This window comes from Chryseobacterium sp. NG-CE01 (genome assembly GCF_055695505.1).
In genome coordinates this window covers 1768997-1788015 of sequence record NZ_CM146369.1, presented here as the reverse complement: position 1 = coordinate 1788015, position 19019 = coordinate 1768997, and the positions used below count along the sequence as shown (strand labels likewise).

Annotated in this window: 12 protein-coding genes; 9 read left to right on the top strand and 3 right to left on the bottom strand. The window is 37.9% G+C overall.

The window, feature by feature from the left end; translation table 11 throughout:
• Positions 1 to 154 precede the first annotated feature (154 nt).
• From ccoN to ACYT6F_RS08590, 5 genes are all read left to right on the top strand, one after another.
• Positions 155 to 2437, top strand: coding sequence for a cytochrome-c oxidase, cbb3-type subunit I (ccoN, locus tag ACYT6F_RS08610; protein ID WP_472600782.1), 2283 nt, complete (start codon positions 155 to 157; stop codon positions 2435 to 2437).
• A gap of 12 nt (positions 2438 to 2449) precedes the next feature.
• On the top strand, positions 2450 to 3337 hold the full coding sequence (locus tag ACYT6F_RS08605; RefSeq protein WP_472600781.1) for a cbb3-type cytochrome c oxidase N-terminal domain-containing protein: 888 nt from the start codon (positions 2450 to 2452) through the stop codon (positions 3335 to 3337).
• Positions 3338 to 3632: 295 nt separating this feature from the next.
• On the top strand, positions 3633 to 8669 hold the full coding sequence (locus tag ACYT6F_RS08600; RefSeq protein ID WP_472600780.1) for a translocation/assembly module TamB domain-containing protein: 5037 nt from the start codon (positions 3633 to 3635) through the stop codon (positions 8667 to 8669).
• A complete protein-coding gene (gene tamL, locus ACYT6F_RS08595) occupies positions 8670 to 10994 on the top strand; it encodes a translocation and assembly module lipoprotein TamL (protein ID WP_472600779.1) in 2325 nt (774 codons plus the stop codon). It begins immediately after the preceding gene.
• A gap of 10 nt (positions 10995 to 11004) precedes the next feature.
• Entirely contained in the window at positions 11005 to 11925 is a 921-nt protein-coding gene (locus ACYT6F_RS08590) for a YihY/virulence factor BrkB family protein (protein ID WP_472600778.1), read from the top strand.
• 39 nt (positions 11926 to 11964) lie between these two features.
• On the opposite strand, the gene ACYT6F_RS08585 is transcribed toward ACYT6F_RS08590, so the two are convergent.
• Both ACYT6F_RS08585 and ACYT6F_RS08580 read right to left on the bottom strand, forming a co-directional pair.
• Positions 11965 to 12348 (bottom strand): HU family DNA-binding protein, encoded by a 384-nt coding sequence (locus ACYT6F_RS08585; RefSeq protein WP_472600777.1) that lies wholly within the window; start codon positions 12346 to 12348, stop codon positions 11965 to 11967.
• A 1053-nt stretch (positions 12349 to 13401) separates the two neighbouring features.
• A complete protein-coding gene (locus ACYT6F_RS08580; RefSeq protein ID WP_472600776.1) occupies positions 13402 to 13770 on the bottom strand; it encodes a helix-turn-helix domain-containing protein in 369 nt (122 codons plus the stop codon).
• 164 nt (positions 13771 to 13934) lie between these two features.
• On the opposite strand from ACYT6F_RS08580, the gene ACYT6F_RS08575 reads away from it, so the two are divergent.
• The 4 genes from ACYT6F_RS08575 to ACYT6F_RS08560 are packed head-to-tail and all read left to right on the top strand — an operon-like array spanning position 13935 to position 16974.
• On the top strand, positions 13935 to 15335 hold the full coding sequence (locus ACYT6F_RS08575; protein WP_472600775.1) for a hypothetical protein: 1401 nt from the start codon (positions 13935 to 13937) through the stop codon (positions 15333 to 15335).
• A gap of 17 nt (positions 15336 to 15352) precedes the next feature.
• Positions 15353 to 15892, top strand: a complete 540-nt coding sequence (locus ACYT6F_RS08570; RefSeq protein WP_472600774.1) for a DUF6705 family protein — start codon at positions 15353 to 15355, stop codon at positions 15890 to 15892.
• A gap of 1 nt (position 15893) precedes the next feature.
• Complete coding sequence (locus ACYT6F_RS08565; protein ID WP_472600773.1) at positions 15894 to 16433, top strand: DUF6705 family protein; 540 nt, start codon at positions 15894 to 15896, stop codon at positions 16431 to 16433.
• A gap of 1 nt (position 16434) precedes the next feature.
• Entirely contained in the window at positions 16435 to 16974 is a 540-nt protein-coding gene (locus ACYT6F_RS08560) for a DUF6705 family protein (protein ID WP_472600772.1), read from the top strand.
• Positions 16975 to 17173: 199 nt separating this feature from the next.
• Here the strand turns inward: ACYT6F_RS08560 and argS are convergent, their stop codons facing one another.
• Positions 17174 to 18937, bottom strand: a complete 1764-nt coding sequence (gene argS / locus ACYT6F_RS08555) for an arginine--tRNA ligase (protein WP_472600771.1) — start codon at positions 18935 to 18937, stop codon at positions 17174 to 17176.
• Positions 18938 to 19019 lie beyond the last annotated feature (82 nt).

Sequence of the window (19019 nt, the reverse complement as noted above, 5' to 3'; positions counted from 1 at the left end):
TCTATTAGACTTACACAAAGTTAGTGAATACCTTTGGCAAAACATTATTACGCTACATGATATTTTTATTTATTGAGACTTAAGTTAAAAATTTACATTAAAACTTATGCTTTAAAAGAAAAGAATATCACTTCAGGACAACACTTTAGGAATTATGGAGACGCAAAAATTTAATTATGACAATAATATTGTCAGAGCATTTCTCTATGCTACAATTGCATTCGGTCTGGTTGGTTTTTTACTTGGTCTTACCGCTGCACTGATGCTTTTTTACCCCGAACTTCCGGAATTTTTATTTGGAACAGACGACACTACCATTAAAAGTCTGGCTTCAGGAAACATTCAGGGATTAATTAACACACAGGGAGCTTTAGGCTTCGGACGAATCAGAATGCTGCATACAAGTGCCGTGATTTTCGCTTTCGTATGTAATTCGTTTTTCTGCGGAGCTTACTACAGCATGCAGCGACTGCTGAAAACAAGAATGTACAGCGATACCCTGTCTTGGATCCACTTCTGGACGTGGCAGATTATGATTGTATCCGTAGTCATTACTTTCCTTATGGGAATCAATACTTCCAAAGAATACGCAGAGCACGAGTGGCCAATTGATATTTTAATTACCATTTCATGGGTGATCTTCGGAATTAATATGTTCGGAACTATTGCCAAAAGAAGAGTTAGGCATTTATATGTAGCCATCTGGTTCTATCTGGGAACCTGGATTGCCGTAGCGATGCTGCATATTTTCAATAATCTTGAAGTACCATTATCATTTACTTCATGGAAATCATATTCTATTTATGCTGGCGCCAAAGATGCCTTAGTACAGTGGTGGTATGGTCATAACGCAGTTGCATTTGTACTGACAACTCCTGTTTTAGGTTTGATGTATTATTTCTTACCTAAAGCGGCAGACAGACCTGTATTCTCTTATAAATTATCAATTATTCACTTCTGGTCACTGATCTTCGTTTATCTTTGGGCAGGCCCTCACCACCTTCAGTATACCGCTTTACCAGCTTGGGCACAAGCTGTGGGAACAGGATTCTCTATCATGCTTATCGCGCCATCCTGGGGAGGTATGTTAAATGGACTTTTAACTTTAAGAGGAGCCTGGGATAAAGTAAGAGAAAATCCTATTCTTAAATTCTTCGTTGTAGCGGTAACCTGTTACGGTATGGCAACATTTGAAGGACCGTTATTGGCAACAAAATCTTTAAATAAAATAGGTCACTACACCGACTGGGTAATCGGTCACGTACATATCGGAGCATTAGGATGGAACGGTTTCATGGCATTCGGGATTGTATATTACCTGATTCCGGTAATGTGGAGAACACCGCTTTGGTCTAAAAAGCTTGCCAACTGGCATTTCTGGCTGGGAACATTGGGAATCATTTTCTATGCAGTGCCAATGTACATCTCAGGTTTCACACAAGGATTAATGTGGAAGCAGTTCAATCCGGACGGAACATTGGTTTGGAAAAACTGGCTGGATACGGTAACAGCAATTATTCCATACTACAAAATGAGATTTTTAGGAGGTTTATTCTATATCTCAGGTGCCATTTTAATGGTTGTGAACGTCATCAAAACGATCAGAGCCGGCTCATTCCAGAAAAATGTTCCTGCAGAAGCTCCGGCTTTAGCCAAAATTGGAAGCGCCAGAAAAGAAGGTGAAGGACTGCACCTTTGGATTGAGAGAACTCCGAGAATTATGGCCATACTGGCTTTCATTACTGTGGCAATCGGTGGTCTGGTAGAAATTATTCCTACTTTAACATTAAAACAAAGTGTCCCTACGATCACCGCTGTAAAACCGTACTCTCCGCTGGAACTGGAAGGAAGAGACCTATACATAAGAGAAGGATGTAATGCCTGTCACTCTCAGATGATCAGACCTTTCCGTGATGAAATCGTACGATTTGAAGGTAAAAACGGACAATATTCCAAAGCAGGTGAATTCGTTTATGACAGACCTTTCCTTTGGGGATCAAAAAGAACAGGACCGGATCTTCACAGAGAAGGCGGAAGAAACCCTGATTCATGGCACTTTAAACACATATATAACCCAAGAATTACTTCAGCAGGTTCTATCATGCCGCGTTTCCCTTGGTTAATAAGTAACAAGCTGGATAAAAAGCAGATGGTAGACAAAATGAAACTGATGAAAAATTATTTCGATGTCCCTTATACAAAAGCACAGATCGATTCTGCGAATCAGTGGGCAGACAATCAGGCAAAAGGTATTGTTAAAAGAATTTATTTTGAAGCCGCAGATGTAAAACAGCAGGTTGAAAAAGACAGAATAGCAAAAGGAGGATCTTTCGTTCCGCTTGAAGACAGAGAAATCGTAGCTATGATTGCTTATCTCCAAAGATTAGGAACCGATATTAAAACCACTCAGATTCAAACCGCAAGTGCAGATAATTAAAATTAATTAGCAATGAAAACAAGAACCCCAATTTCAGTATACATCCTTGTCACTATAGGTTTGACGATCATGGCATTTGAAATGTTCGCACACGATTCAGGATATTTTTCCTCTCCTTTTTTCTGGGGACTGATGCTGATCGCGGTTATACTGCTTCTCATCATGAATTCCATCGGAGACCTCATCGAAAATCAGAATTTCAGCAGGCTTTCGGATGAAGAGAAAGCTTTATACCTGAAAGAAAAAAGTACGCCTTATTTCCAGAAACTTTGGAATTCGGCTTTCAAAAAACAATCTGCAACAGAAGAAAAAGATATTCTTATTGATCATGGATTCGATGGAATTACAGAGCTGGATAATTCACTTCCAAAATGGTGGATCGGCCTATTCTGGTTCGGATGTATCTTCTGCGCCGTATATCTTACAGCATTTTCTTTCACAGATTATGCCCACCCTGAAGCAGAATTGACACACGAAACCAAAACCATGCTGGCTTCCATCGCAGAATTTGAAAAAACCGCGCCGCAGATTAATCTTGAGTCTGCAAAATACAATGCAGATAATATAGCAGAGGGCAAGGAGCTTTTTAAAACCAACTGCGCAACCTGTCACGGGGAAGGAGCAAAAGGAGGCATCGGCCCAAATCTTACCGATTCACACTGGATCAACGTGAAAGAAAAAAGCCTGTTCAAAAATGTATTCTGGATGCTTGAAAACGGATCTCCGAATAACCCGACCATGCGTCCTCTGATTAAAGAAGGAACCATCACAGGACGGGATGCCGAGAAAATCGCGGCCTATATTTACCATATCAACCAGGAAACAGCACCCATCACTCCTGCTCAGGGAGGAGCAGCACCACAGGGTCAGGAAGTACACTGGGAAAACGGAAACGATTAAAAACTATAATCTCAATATAATCTTAAACCATGCCAAGCCCCCTTTGATAACTTAACTTATACTTGAATTCATTTTTGCTAATACCTTTTCAGTAAAGAAAAAATGGAAAAAAAGGGGGCTTTTTATTACACAAATCCGAGCTTTGACTGTCAGCATCAACTATTCACTTGACACTCAACTAAACTAAATTCCATTAGATTGGCAGTCAAGGCAGGATTTTTGCATACGCAAAGGGTACCACAACAGATGAGCAGTACGATTAGTATTGCTATATTTGTTATAAACCCAATCACTCTTGAAACTGAAAATCAACAAAAGAAAACTCTTTCGGCGTTTTGTTATTACCATTATATTCATTTTGGTATTTTTCGTGTTACTGATCCTTAGCTTAAGACTTCCCGTCGTTCAGAACTTTGTAAAAGACAAGCTGGTTGTTTACCTGGAAAAAAAAATCAAAACAAAAGTAAGCCTGGAAAGGGTTTATATAGGATTTCCAAACAGCCTTGTTATGGAAAATCTTTATTTAAAAGGCCAGAATATCGACACCTTACTGGCTGTAAAAAAGCTTGACATAGGTCTGAATATGATCAAACTGATCAGTTCTACCGCAGATATCACCTCCGTAGACCTGGAAGGTGCGCGGGCCAACGTAGTGAGAAAGCCAGACGGAACTTTCAATTTCGATTATATTCTTGATGCCTTTGCTACTACTGACAAAGAAGAAAGCCCCTCAAAACCTTTCATTATTTCTTTGGATAAGATAAAGCTTAAAGATATCGGTGTTACCTTCAACGATCAGCAGTCGCGCAATGATATTAAAGTATATTTCAAATCTTTTGATACGAGGGTAAAAACTTTTGACCTTCAGAATAATTCTTATGCCGTTAATGATATCAATCTTGACGGGCTGAAACTTAAACTCAAGCAGGACCTCGTAGAAGAAGTTTCCAAAAAAGTTGAAAAGAAAGTAGATTCTCTCAACAATAAAAAGCCTATGCAGCTTGGATTGAGAGGTGTAAAGCTTACCAATTTCGATATTGATTACGGTGATGACAATACCAGAACTTTTGCTAAAGTTTTATTTAAAGAGCTCAGCACGAGAGTCAACAAACTTGATCTCGAAAACAATGCATACGATGTTGACAATGTTTTTCTTTCCGGCGCTAATATTAATGCGAATCTTTATCTTCCGGCTAATAACGCCAATCCCAAAAATGAAGATTCTAAAGATTCTAAAAGGTCCGAACAGCAGAAAGCACTTGGTCTTTTACTGGGTAAACTCGTTCTGAATGACGTAAAAGTAGCTTATAACAATACTGCGATTGCCCCTACAAAACAGGGAATGGATTTTAACCACCTGAACTTTTCCAAATTAAATCTTGAGGTGAAAAAATTCAAAATGCAGAACAATACGTTTGCCGGATCGGTAAATTCTGCTGAAATTCAGGAAGCAAGAGGACTCGATATCCGCGAATTCAATACCGATTTTGTGTACAATGAAAAAGAAGCTTATCTAAAAGATCTTTACCTGGAAACTTCCAGAACAATTCTTCGGGACGAGGTAATATTAAATTACAATTCCATCGAGCAGCTCAGCTCCAACCTGGGAGCCGTAAAAATTTCAGCAAATATCAAAGATTCAAAAGTAGGTTTTGCAGATATCCTGAACCTTGCGCCGAACCTCAGAAATACCGCACCTTTTAACAGGTACCCGAATGCTATATTAAATGTTAATGCCAACGTAAAAGGCAATGTAAATGACCTTCTGATCAATAATCTTAAAGTATCGGGCATCGATCAGCTGAGAGTAGCAGCATCAGGAAGAATTAAAAATGCTACCAATCCCAACAATTTATATTACGATCTGAGAATTGCGGAATTGTCTTCTTCAGCGAGAACAATTTACAATCTGGTTCCCAAAAACACCATCCCTTCCAATATTGCCCTGCCTTCCAATATGAGCATTAAAGGGACGGCAAAAGGCACAACCAAAGTGGTGGATGCCAACCTTAACCTCTACTCTACTTCAGGAAATGCATCCGTTGTAGCCAAAGTGGATATGCGTAGGAAAAACCGCGAACTGTATGATGTAAAAGCCAATCTTCAGGGATTACAGATCGGTAGAATTATTAAAAACAAAGACATCGGTTCTGTCTCTGCACAGATTTACGCGAAAGGAGAAAGCTTCGATTTCAAAAATGCCAATGCAGACCTGAGAGGACATGTTGCATCCGCCGTGTACAAAGGATACCGCTATCAGAATATGAATCTTACCGGAAAAATACGACGTGGCGCTTACAATATTGTTTTAAATTCCAAAGATCCTAATGCCAACATGCAGCTTACGGCATCCGGAGTGTATAATGAAAAAAATCCTACGGTAAAGGTAAACGGAAATGTGTTGAAACTCGATCTTAATAAACTGGGATTCTATAAAGATCCGATGATTCTTGCAGGGAAAATAAACGGAGATTTCACCAATTTAGATCCGGACCACCTAAACGGATATTTGAATTTAAAAGATTTTGCTTTCTCGGATACCAAAGAAATTTATCCTGTTCAGGAAATTAACCTGAAAGCATCATCGACATCCGATTCTACCAATATTATTTTCAGTTCCCAGATTGCGGATGTAGAATTAAGAGGAAAATACCGACTTACCCAGATATTCGGAGCTCTAAGCCAGACGATCAACCAATATTACCAGTTCCAGAAGCCAGCGAAAAATCAAAAAATTGAAGCAGGACAGTTTTTTACTTTTAATGCCAAAATCAAAAATGATGATCTCATCAGGAAATTTGTTCCGGAGCTGAAGAGTTTTGAAACCATTAATCTTACCGGAAATTACGATGCCGATTCTCAGAAAATAGAAATTGACGGACAGATTCCACAGCTTCTTTATGGAAATAATTCTATTGAAAATGCAAGATTGCAGGTTACCAATGAAAATCAGGCCTTACAGTACAACCTGAATGTCGCCGCATTAAAAAGCTCAAGCTTTGCTTTAAACAAAGTAAACATCGGGGGAAATATCGCCGATAATATCATCAATTACAACATTACTACAAAAGATGCAAAGGATGAAACGCAATTCCTGATTGCGGGGAATGCAAAATCGATGAATGATATCACGGAAATTTCACTTAACCCAAATGGATTAAAACTCAATTATACCGACTGGACTGTAGCGGAAGGGAATAAAATACAGATCAGCAGCGGAGGTATTCTGGCTGATAATTTCAGGCTGTCGAACGGAGGCAGTGAAATTTTGTTACAATCCGAAAGACAGTCTCCGAATGCGCCGCTGAATGTTTCGCTAAAAGATTTCAAGATAGAAACCATCACCGAGCTTATTAAAAAAGACACCTTACTGGCGAGAGGAAACATCAACGGAACAGCTCAGTTGCGGGATCTCACCAAAAATATGACGTTTACTTCAGATTTAAATATTTCGGATCTTATTGTTTATGAAAATCCTGTAGGAAATCTTGCCGTGAAAGTCAATAATACCTCACCGAAAATATTGAATGCAGATATTGCGCTTTCCGGAAATAACAATGATGTCAAAATTATTGGAGATTACAACACTTCTTCCAGTACTTTTGACCTGAATATGGCCATCAACCAGCTTCAGATGAAATCCGTACAGGGCTTTTCGATGAACGCAATCACGAATACAGAAGGCTACATTTCGGGAAACCTTAAAATTACAGGAACTACTGCACAACCGAACATTTTAGGTAAAGTAAAATTCAATAATGCCGGATTAGAAATTGCCAAAACAGGCAGTGACTTCAGGAATCTTGATGATGAAATTGATTTTACGAGCCGAGGAATTGAATTCAACAATTTCAAAATCAAGGACAGAGACGGAAATTCTATGAATATTGACGGGCAGGTTCTTACAGAGACGTACAGAGACTTTGCCTTTAACCTAGATCTTAATGCCAAAGATTTCAAAGTGGTGAATTCAGAAAAATCAAATGAAGCCATCATGTACGGCGTACTTTCTATTGATGCCGCATTACAGGTTCGCGGAAATCTGGATTTACCGAAAGTGGACGGAAGATTAGCCGTTGCCGACAATACCGATTTCACTTTTGTCCTTCCGCAGTCTTCTCCTACCCTTCAGGAAAGAGAAGGAATTGTGGAATTTATCGATCAGGATCAGATTGCTTTAAATAAAACCATTAAGGCTGATTCTTTAGATTCTCAAAGCAGAATCAAAGGAATGGATGTAAACGTCAATATAGAATTGAGCAAAGAAGCCAAATTATCTTTATTAATTGATAAAGCCAACGGAGATTTTGTAAAACTTCAGGGTGAAGCAGAATTGACCGGCGGAATTGATCCTTCCGGAAAAACCACCCTCGTCGGCGTATATGAAGTGGAATCGGGAAGCTATGAAATGACCGTAAGTGTTTTAAGAAGAAAATTTGATATCCAGAAAGGAAGTACGATTACCTGGACCGGTGAACCTACTACTGCGACACTTGATATTACAGCCGTCTATAAAACGGAAGCCGCACCAATTGACCTTGTAGAACAGCAGATCAGCGGGGAAGATGCCGGAACACTGAATCAGTTTAAGCAGAGAATTCCTTTTAATACTTTACTAAAAATGCAGGGCGAACTGCTGAAGCCTGTCATTACGTTTGATATTACTACCGATGAGAAAAACAACGCTGTTTCTTCAACAGTTACGGACATTGTGGATCAGAAACTTTCACAGCTGAGAACCCAGGAATCCGAGATGAACAAACAGGTTTTTGCCTTGCTGTTATTAAACCGGTTTATCGGTGAAAATCCTTTTGAATCGGGAGCAGGACTTTCGGGAGAAATGATGGCCAGACAAAGTGTAAGTAAAATTCTTTCCCAACAATTGAATAATCTCGCTTCGGATCTCATCAAAGGAGTCGATCTTAATTTTGACCTGGAATCTTCAGAAGATTATTCCACAGGGATCCAGAATACCAGAACCGACCTGAATGTAGACATCAGTAAAAGACTGCTGAACGACCGTCTGAAGGTTTCTGTTGGCAGTAATTTCGGACTGGAAGGAGAAGCCCGCCAGAATGAAAACATGACCAACATTGCCGGAGATGTAACCGTAGATTACAGCTTATCCAAAGACGGCAGATATATGCTTCGGGCATACCGTAAAAACGAATACCAGGTAGCGCTTCAGGGACAGATCGTGGAAACAGGTTTAGGATTTATCATTACGCTGGATTATGATAAATTCCGTGATATTTTCCAAAGATCACGAAAGGATAAAAAGAAGAAGGAGACGAGAAAGAACAATCAAAACCAAGTCGTAGAATTTAAATAAATGAGAAAAAATTATCAAACATACTTCAAATATGCACTTACTTTCGGGATGGCCTCTGCGGTGGTTTCCTGCAACACGAGATATCTGAAGGAAGGGGAAATGCTGTATACGGGAGCGGAGATCAATATCGAAAATGATACGATTTCAAAGAAAGATAAAAATGATCTTAAAGCTGCCCTTGAAGCGAATCTTACTCCCAAACCCAATTCCAGTTTCCTGGGATTAAGACCTAAACTTTTTTTCTACAACATTGCAAAAGAGCCTAAAAAAGAAAAAGGATTCAATTACTGGCTGAAGTATAAGGTCGGTGAAAAACCCGTACTGCTTGGTGATGTAGACCGTGAATTCAATAAAGATATCATCGAAAATTATTCTGAGAATAAAGGATATTTTAATGCTGATGCCACGTACGATACGGTTTCTCATAATAAAAAGGCAAAGGTAATTTACACATTGCGCCCCGGCGCCAGATACCTCATCAGCAACGTAAAATTTCAGCAGGATTCTACACTGGTTAACAGAGAAATCCAGAATCTTACGGATAAAACTTTCCTGAAAAAAGGACAGCCTTTTGACCTTGATGTTATAAAATCCGAAAGAGAGCGAATTGATAACAGCTTAAAGGAGCGTGGTTTTTATTATTTCCATCCCGACAACCTTATTGTTCAGGCAGACAGCACCGTTAGCAAAAACCACAAGGTGGAGCTGAATGTAAAACTGAAAGACAACACACCGGACCTTTCTACGCAGCAGTTCAGCATCGATAAGGTGGTTGTATTTCCAAATTACAATATACGCGATGTTAAAAACGGAAAATACAGTGTCCCGATGAATCCTGATTCTCTTCAGAAGTATGCTCATGAAGACATCTACGTCATCGATCCCGAACATAAATTCAAACCAAAGATCTTTGACAGGGCTTTATATTTCAAAAGAGGAGATCTTTACAACCGTACCAATCATAATCTTACGTTGAACAGGCTTATCAGTCTAGGTGTATTTAAATTTGTTAAAAATGAATTCGTAGTTTCAGATTCGTTGCAGCATAAGTTTGATGCCTATTATTTATTAACTCCGCGTGAGCTGCAGTCGCTCCGCCTGGAAGCTTTAGGAAGAACCAACTCCGCCAACTATGCCGGAAGCGAGCTGAATCTGAACTGGACCCACAGAAACTTCTTTAGAGGTGCCGAGCAGTTCAAGGCATCTGTGTATGGTGCTTTTGATGTGCAGATCGGGGGTCCGGAAAATGCCAAAAATATTTTCAGGGCAGGATCTAATGTACAGCTTTCTATCCCGAGAATTGTAGCGCCGTTCAGGTTTAATTCGTCCAGTGCTTTTGTTCCGAGAACGAATATTACATTAGGTTATGAATTCCAGAACCGTACGGAATATTATACCCTAAATACGTTCAGCGGTTCCTTCGGCTATGTATGGAAAGAAAATGCAAGAAAGGAACATGACCTGAAAATACTAGATATCACTTATGTTTCTCCGGCTAACATTACGCCTTTATATATGGAGCGGTCGGCGGGCAATGATGCGATGAAAAGAGTTGTAGAAAAACAGCTGATTTTCGGACCAACCTATTCTTATACCTATACCAACACCATGCTGCAGAAGCCGAATACGGTGTATTATAAAGGAACACTGGATCTTGCCGGAAATATTACAGGCCTGCTCACCGGGGCGAATGTAAAAAAAGATAAGGAAAAAACCATCTTCGGCGTACCATTCAGCCAGTATGCAAAAATTGAAAACGACTTCAGGTTCTACCATAAATTCAACGAAAAAACATCTCTTGCGACGCGGGCCATTGCAGGGCTTGCTTATCCTTACGGAAACTCTGAGCATATTCCTTTTTCAAGACAGTTCTTTTCCGGAGGGAGCAACAGTGTGAGGGCTTTCAGGGCGAGAACATTAGGACCGGGAAGCTTTGATCCCAGAACGATACCGGAAGGATTTTATTTTGACCAGTCCGGAGATGTAAAGCTTGAGCTGAATGCCGAATACAGAGCTAATTTATATAAATTCTTAAATGTTGCCGTTTTTGCAGATGCAGGAAATGTATGGCTGATTAATGATGATCCTCAAAGACCCGGTGCCAAGTTTTCCAAAGAATTTTTAAGTGAAATTGCCGTGGGAGCCGGAGTTGGTCTGAGACTTGATTTCTCTATCCTGATTCTGAGACTCGATCTCGCAATGCCATTGAGAGTGCCATATTATGAAAGAGGCGACCGATGGACTTTTGATAAGATTAATTTCGGTGATGCAAGCTGGAGGAAAGATAATCTGATTCTGAATATTGCGATCGGGTATCCTTTCTAAATTTTAATACATGGTAAAAAGAATAAAATTTTTCTGGGAAGCACTGCGCGAAACTTTTAAAAAGTGGAATGAATCGTCTGCCTCTAATGATTCGGCGAGTCTTGCCTATTATGCTATTTTCTCTATTCCGGGTCTGCTGATCATCATTATCTGGATAGCAGGTAATTTTTTCGGTGAAGAAGCGATACGCGGACAGATCACAAGCCAGATCAGCGGGATTATGGGACAGGATGCTGCAAAGAGTGTTCAGGATATGATTGCAGGCGCTCTCATCGACAAGGAGAACGTATTTATGAAAGCGGTAGGTATCGGTTCTCTGGTATTTGGTTCCACGACCTTATTTTTTCAGCTTCAGCGTTCCCTGAATAATCTTTGGGATGTGCAGCCGGCGCCTAAAAAGGCTTTCGTTAAATTTCTTCTTGACAGAGCCAACTCATTGGGAATGATTCTTATTTTAGGATTTTTACTGATGATCACAATGGTTCTTTCTTCTTTAATAAGCCTGCTCAATAACTGGATCACTACCTACTTCGGACTGGAAACCTATATGTTGGTAGAACTGGTGAATTACCTCATCGGGTTTATAGTGATCATGATTCTTTTTGCATTAATGTTTAAAGTTCTTCCGGATGTTCAGATTAGCTGGAAACCCGTATGGCGGGGCGCCTTCCTTACCACCATTTTATTTACACTGGGAAAATTCTTGCTGAGCCTTTATTTCGGGACCGCAAAGCCAACCTCGGCCTTCGGCGCTGCGGGAACGGTTATCCTGATCATGATGTGGATTAATTATTCGTGTATGCTCGTTTTCTTCGGAGCCGAATTTACCAAAATATATGCCTATAAAAGAGGCTACAAGATCATTCCTTCCAAACATGCGAAATGGAGCGATGCCAAGTTATATGAAGACAGTCTTCACAGTAAAACATAAAAAAAATCCTCCCGAATTTTCAGGAGGATTTTTATTGATTTACGCTTTCTTTTTGAATTCAGCGAGCTTCAGGGCATCTTTAATCATTTTACCCGGCCGGAAGATGGTTTTTACGGTTTTGATGCTGGAAGCATTTACTTCCTCCGCTGTATCTTTCCCCTCGCTGGAACCGCCTGCCTGTAGCGTAAAATATTCACCAACATAGACGATCTTACCATCAGCTACATCGTCGGCAATTTTAGAAAACGTGCTTTCGAGAACGGCAAGAATATCGGCTTTTGATACCGTAGAAACTGAGGCGGCATGCTTTGCAAGATCTGCAAGAGTAGTTTTCCCGTCGCCAATGATATTGGCATAATACTTTGGAGGATTGTTGGGCTGTTGAGGGTTCTTTTTAGGAACAACATTGAATGTTATAGGCATTTTTTTTAATTATTTGTGTTAAACAATATTTTAATAACAAAACTAAATTAAGAAAAATTTGAATATTCGTTATTAATCATAATGCCTATTTTAACACAAAGTCTTTGAAGTTATGATTTAGCCGCTTTCTTACAGATCTTCAAAGAGAAATTGACACATTAGTCACAGAAGAATTTTTATAACCTTGAAAACATTTCAGAACACATCAGAAAAAATCAGAGATTTTTAAAGCTTATGTATGCTTTTCCAACATCAGGCATTCACCTCTTTATTCAGCATGAATATCTTTGCTACTTTTGCGGTTAAAAATCTCCCACGGATTGCACAGATCTTCACAGAGAATTATTACACATGAGTCACAGAAGAATTTTTATAACCTTGAAAACACTTCAGAACAAATCAGAAAAAATCAGAGATTTTTAAAGCTTATGTATGCTTTTCCAACATCAGGCATTCACCTCTTTATTCAGCATGAATATCTTTGCTACTTTTGCGGTTAAAAATCTCCCACGGATTGCACAGATCTTCACAGAGAATTATTACACATGAGTCACAGAAGAATTTTTATAACCTTGAAAACACTTCAGAACAAATCAGAAAAAATCAGAGATTTTTAAAACTTATGTATGCTTTTTCAACATCAGGCATTCACCTTCTTTATTCAGCATGAATATCTTTGCTACTTGTGCGATTAAAATCTCCCACGGATTGCACAGATCTTCACAGAGATTATTACACATGAGTCACAGAAGATGTTATTCATAACTCTGAAAACACTTCAGAACACATCAGAAAAAAATCAAAGATTTTTAAGACTTATGTGTTCTAAAAATATGCGCAGCACTTTATAGTTTAATCTAATGTGGCTTATGTGTTAAAATGCTTTTTGATGTTAAAAATATTGTAAAAAAAATCTGCTTTTTGATATAATAAAAAACATACGGACGTTTTAATAAAAAGATACGGACGTTTTGGTTAAAAGATGCGGACGTTTTATGTAAAACGTCCGTATCTTTTTGTAAGTTGTTTTTGAGAGGTTTATAAAGCGTCCTTTTATTTATTCAAAAGCTTCTCTATGAGCTTGTTTTGCGAATCGATGAGGTGAGCTATCTGTTCCTGGTTTTTTAGGATGCTTTCGATAAGCTCCGGTGATGGCATATTGATTGTTCCACTTCCTGTATTTACAACACCGTCATTTTTTTCAATATTACTAATATTGGTTACCTTATCATCAAATAACTGATTCATATCTACATCCAATTCTTTTGCAATTCTGCTTAATAACATGGAATTAGGAATGCTTTTATCCGATTCTATATTAGAAATTGTACTTTGGGTAACGTCTAAACGCAATGCCAGATCGTCCTGGGATAATCTTTTGGCTTCGCTGTATTGTCTCACCTTAGTTCCTAAGCTCATCATATTAAAATTTTAATCAAAAATATTAAAATATTAATGATGTCAGGAATTTTTTTTCTTTAGATTTGCTGCACAACTATAGATTGGTTTTTATCTCTTTCCAACCTTTATTATAAAACATGCATCTATAAATAAAAAGAATTATTAACTATAAACAACAAATGCAAATGATGAGAAAGATCTCATGGCTGTTTTTATTAACGGTGTTCCTTACCTTATTTTCCTGTAGGAACGAAATGGAAGTCACCAACGATTCCCCGGGAAAGCATAATCCGCAATATTATGTTTCCTTACAGAAATTCCTTACCATAACCAGGGTAAGCAAAAAAGAGGTTTTCACCACCTCATCCGCATATGGAAGGACGTCTTCAGAAGATTTTGAAATCGATACTACGGCGATAAGGCAGACCATAAGGAACCAGAATGTTACAGCCTTCTCCTTCCGGGTGCATCCCAAAAACGAAAGCATAGTAGAAACAGAAGACGGGAAAGAAACCTTCTACAATATGGCTTTTGTAAAGAAAGACGGTACTTGGCAAAAAGAAATCTACCAGTATATTATTTCCGAAGGATGGCTCTCTTCTCTAAAGGCAATGCCTAATGCCCCTTTTAACGGGAATATTACCCGAATTTACCCTTCGGGCACCCAAGCAAGGGCATACATCTGCGGTTTTTCTGCCACCCCGGCCTTCCATTGCTACGCAGGACATACCGATCCTAATGACGGAGACTGCGGAGATTGCTGGCACTGGAATACCACTTCCATCTGGTGTGATGACAGTACAGTGGGGGGCCCGGATCATCCCACAAACGGGGAAAGTGGCGGCGGAGGCGGAAGTGCAGAAAACGGAAATGACGGTTTTGATATGAACTTACCTCCGATGTTGCAAAACGACTCTGATTGTAATAAGGCAAAGACAATCTATAATAATACCGCTGTAAAATCTCGGTACGAATTATTGAAAAGTCATACAAGGGATGCACAAGAGACCGGATATGGCTTTAAAGTAATTTCTGCTAACGGTATCACAACCACTCAAACAGAACCTCTAAACCCGGATACAGTAAGTCCGGATAGAATGAGAATACTTCTGCAGCCTTCCAGCTTCGGTTATGTACATACCCACATCGAAAAGGCACAGCCAAAATTGGCTGTAAAAATATTTTCTCCGGCAGATATTAATACCTTCTTGGCTTATCTTCATAATGCCAAACAAAATAATACTTCTCTTGGTAATATCTTTGGGGGCTTGCTGGCTGAAGAATATAATGGAAGCGGAACAGAATTTTTTATCTACCAGCTGCAATACAATGGTGACGGTACAGATTTGCCTCCAGAGTTAACAGAGGAACAAAAGACAACCTTCAAAAATGCGTATCTAAAAGAAGCGGAAGGGTATTTAACAGAAGATTTTGATATTAGCCATTATAATATGCAAAAATTGTTTTTCAAGACATTAAAGCAAATAAACCTTAAAAATTGTGTTCTGTTTAAAATTAAAAATGGCATAAGAAAAAAGATAACGCTGGACGAAAATGGAGACCCAAAAGAAGAAACATGTGCATAAACTCAAAAAAATATATTATGAAAAGCTTACTATTACTATTTATATTATGTATTTCTTGTTCCTATCCTAAGGCACAGGAACAAATTCTACCATTAGAAACTAAAGGAGAAAGAATGGAAGGTGCATATTATAAAGATTTAGATCATGAACTTGATCCTTTTCTAGGAACTTGGCAAGGAATCTTTCAGGGAAAAACATTTATTATTACATTTACTAAAATTAAATACTACAGTTCATTTAGTGATTATTTCCAAGATTCAATAATCGGCAAATATAAAATGTTGGATTCAAATGGAAACTTATTATACTCGACATATAATCTTACAGATAATAAAGTAAAAATTTTAAGTATAGGCTTTAAAGACTATAAAACAAAACTATGGCTTTCATTCACTGATAAATGCATAGAAGGAGATATCTTAATTCATTTTACTAATTATGAAAAAACACAATTGTATTGGAAGTATATTACCAACCAAACAATTGTAACAGACGATTCACAATGTGCTCCTTTCAATGAGATGCCCAGAGGAGAGTTTGTAATGAACAAGCTTTAACATGAAAAGCTTACTATTACTATTTATATTATGTATTTCTTGTTCCTATCCTATGGCACAGGAACAAATTCTACCATTAGAAACTAAAGGTGCTTCGGCTGAAGGAGCATATTATAAAGATTTAGATCATGAACTTGATCCTTTTTTAGGTACTTGGCAAGGAATCTTTCAGGGAAAAACATTTATTATTACATTTAGTAAGATTAAAAGATTTAATTCGCTAGGTCATTATTACAAGGACACAGTAATAGGGAAATACAAAATGTTAGATTCGGGTGGAAATGAATTATATTCTACATATAATTTGGCAGGCAATAAAACTAAAATTTCTAGTATTGCCTTTATGGATTATAAAACAAAGCTTTGGCTTTCATTTACAGATAAATGCATAGAAGGAGATATCTTAATTCATTTTACTAATGATGAAAAAACACAATTGTACTGGAAATATATTACCAACCAAACAATTGTAACAGACGATTCACAATGTGCTCCTTTCAATGAGATGCCCAGAGGAGAGTTTGTAATGAACAAGCTTTAATATGAAAAGCTTACTATTACTATTTATACTGTGCATTTCTTGTTCCTATCCTAAGGCACAGGAACAAATTCTACCATTAGAAACAAAAGGAGAAAGAATGGAAGGTGCATATTATAAAGATTTAGATCATGAACTTGATCCTTTTCTAGGAACTTGGCAAGGAACTTTTCAAGGAAAAACCTTTGTTATTAATTTTACTAAAATTAAATATCATTTTACAATAAGCAATTATTATTCAGACATGATCGTTGGAAGATATAAATTATTAGACGGTAATGGTAACGAATTATATTCTACCTACAATTTATCACCTACTAAATCGAAAGTTAAAAGTATAAGCTTTATTGATTATAAAACAAAGCTATATTTGATTTTTACAGATAAATGTATAGAAGGAGATATCTTAATTCATTTTATTAATTATGAAAAGACACAATTGTACTGGAAGTATATTACAAACCAAACAATTGTAACAGACGATTCACAATGTGCTCCTTTCAATGAGATGCCCAGAGGAGAGTTTGTAATGAACAAGCTTTAACATGAAATTATTGTATAAATTGGGTGACTCAAGATATTTTCACAAATTTTTAACAGTTAAAAAATTGTCCTACACAACAAAAGAGACCGTTTCACCAGTTGTGAAACGGTCTCTTTTTAATTTTATTCTTATCTAAGTACAAAAATAGAATCTGCTAAACTATTTTTAATCCAAATTACTAGTTGAAAATTACATTAATTTACATTCTGTTTACTGTTTCTATTCCCAGCAAGCGTAAGGATTTTCTTATTGTTTTCGCGGTAAAATCAGACAGATTTAATCTGATCTGCTTTATGTTTCCATCTTCCTGAATCATAATAGGATTGCTCTGATAAAAAGAGTTGTAGGTCTTCACCAGATCATACACATAATTGGCGATCAGCGCAGGGCTTAATACCTCTGCCGCTTTTTGAACGACAACTTTATAATTGGCCAGCTGCATGACCAATGCCTTTTCATATTCGTTCAATGAAACATTCCGAACTTCTTTATACTCAAAATCTGCTTTAGCCAGCAATGACTGAATACGGGCGTACGTATACTGAATGAAAGGGCCGGTATTTCCATTAAAGTCAATACTTTCTTCCGGATTGAAAAGCATTTTTTTCTTCGGATCCACTTTCAGCATGAAATATTTCAGAGCAGCCTGTCCTATTTTTTCATAAGATTTTTCTTTTTCTTCATCTGAAAGACCTTCTAATCGGCCCTGCTCTGTTGATTTTAATTTTGCTTCCTCATACATTTCCTGCATCAGGTCATCGGCATCTACCACCGTTCCTTCGCGGGATTTCATTTTACCGTTCGGAAGCTCCACCATTCCGTATGAAAGGTGATACAGCTGATCTGCCCACGAATATCCAAGCTTTCCTAAAATTTTAAATAACACCTGGAAATGATAATCCTGCTCGTTCCCTACAGTATAAATTAATTTCTGAATATCGTTTTGTTTAAAACGTTCAACCGCCGTACCCAAATCCTGAGTCATATACACCGATGTTCCGTCTGAACGTAACAGTAATTTATGATCGAGACCTTCATCTGTAAGATCGCACCATACGGAACCGTCTTCTTTCTGATACAAAACACCTTTATCCAATCCTTCCTGAATAAGGTCCTTCCCTAAAATGTAAGTGTTGCTTTCATACTGAACCTGGTCAAAATTCACTCCTAATCTTTTATAGGTATCGGCAAATCCTTTATACACCCACGAATTCATTTCATTCCAAAGATTTCGTACGTGCTCATCACCATTTTCCCAATCAAGCAACATTTTTTGTGCTTCTTTCATTAAAGGAGCGTCTTTTTTAGCCTGATCTTCAGAAATGCCCTGAGCCACAAGCTCGGCAATTTCTTTTTTATATTCCTGGTCGAATTTCACATAGTAATTTCCCACGAATTTATCTCCTTTAATTCCTGTAGAATCCGGTGTTTCCCCGTTTCCGAATTTTTCCCAGGCAAGCATTGATTTGCAGATGTGAATTCCTCTGTCGTTAATAATCTGTGTTTTAATAACATCATATCCTGCTTCTTCGAGGATCTGGGAAACCGAAAATCCGAGCAGATTATTTCTGATATGCCCAAGGTGAAGAGGTTTATTGGTATTTGGGGATGAATATTCTACCATTACTGTAGCATTCTTCTTTTCTATAGCCTCAAAATTCTGCCCCAAGGAATTGAAGTTATTTATAAAAAGCTGATTCTTTACTTTAATATTTAAAAAACCTTTTACTACATTGAAGCTTTCTACAAGGTCTGTTTGCTCTGTTAAAGTATGTCCCAACTCTACTCCAATGGTTTCAGGATTTTTTTTCAGCTGTTTCACCAGAGGAAATGTAACGATCGTAAAATCTCCCTCAAATTCTGTTTTATTTTCCTGAACTTCCAAAGCAATGCCTTTCAACTGATAAACATTGAGGATTACTTCATGAAGCTTTTCTTCTATTATATTTTTAATATTATTCATTATATGTTATTTAAAAAACTGTCGTTTCTATCCGACATGCAAATATACGGAAATAAAAAAACCGCCCCTAAAGGCGGATTAA

Excerpts from the sequence above, each read along its gene's own strand:
- ccoN (WP_472600782.1), top strand. The coding sequence starts at position 155 with ATGGAGACGCAAAAATTTAATTATGACAATAATATTGTCAGAGCATTT.
- ACYT6F_RS08605 (WP_472600781.1), top strand. The coding sequence starts at position 2,450 with ATGAAAACAAGAACCCCAATTTCAGTATACATCCTTGTCACTATAGGT.
- tamL (WP_472600779.1), top strand. The coding sequence starts at position 8,670 with ATGAGAAAAAATTATCAAACATACTTCAAATATGCACTTACTTTCGGG.
- ACYT6F_RS08590 (WP_472600778.1), top strand. The coding sequence starts at position 11,005 with ATGGTAAAAAGAATAAAATTTTTCTGGGAAGCACTGCGCGAAACTTTT.
- ACYT6F_RS08585 (WP_472600777.1), bottom strand. The coding sequence starts at position 12,348 with ATGCCTATAACATTCAATGTTGTTCCTAAAAAGAACCCTCAACAGCCC.
- ACYT6F_RS08580 (WP_472600776.1), bottom strand. The coding sequence starts at position 13,770 with ATGATGAGCTTAGGAACTAAGGTGAGACAATACAGCGAAGCCAAAAGA.
- ACYT6F_RS08575 (WP_472600775.1), top strand. The coding sequence starts at position 13,935 with ATGATGAGAAAGATCTCATGGCTGTTTTTATTAACGGTGTTCCTTACC.
- ACYT6F_RS08570 (WP_472600774.1), top strand. The coding sequence starts at position 15,353 with ATGAAAAGCTTACTATTACTATTTATATTATGTATTTCTTGTTCCTAT.
- ACYT6F_RS08565 (WP_472600773.1), top strand. The coding sequence starts at position 15,894 with ATGAAAAGCTTACTATTACTATTTATATTATGTATTTCTTGTTCCTAT.
- ACYT6F_RS08560 (WP_472600772.1), top strand. The coding sequence starts at position 16,435 with ATGAAAAGCTTACTATTACTATTTATACTGTGCATTTCTTGTTCCTAT.
- argS (WP_472600771.1), bottom strand. The coding sequence starts at position 18,937 with ATGAATAATATTAAAAATATAATAGAAGAAAAGCTTCATGAAGTAATC.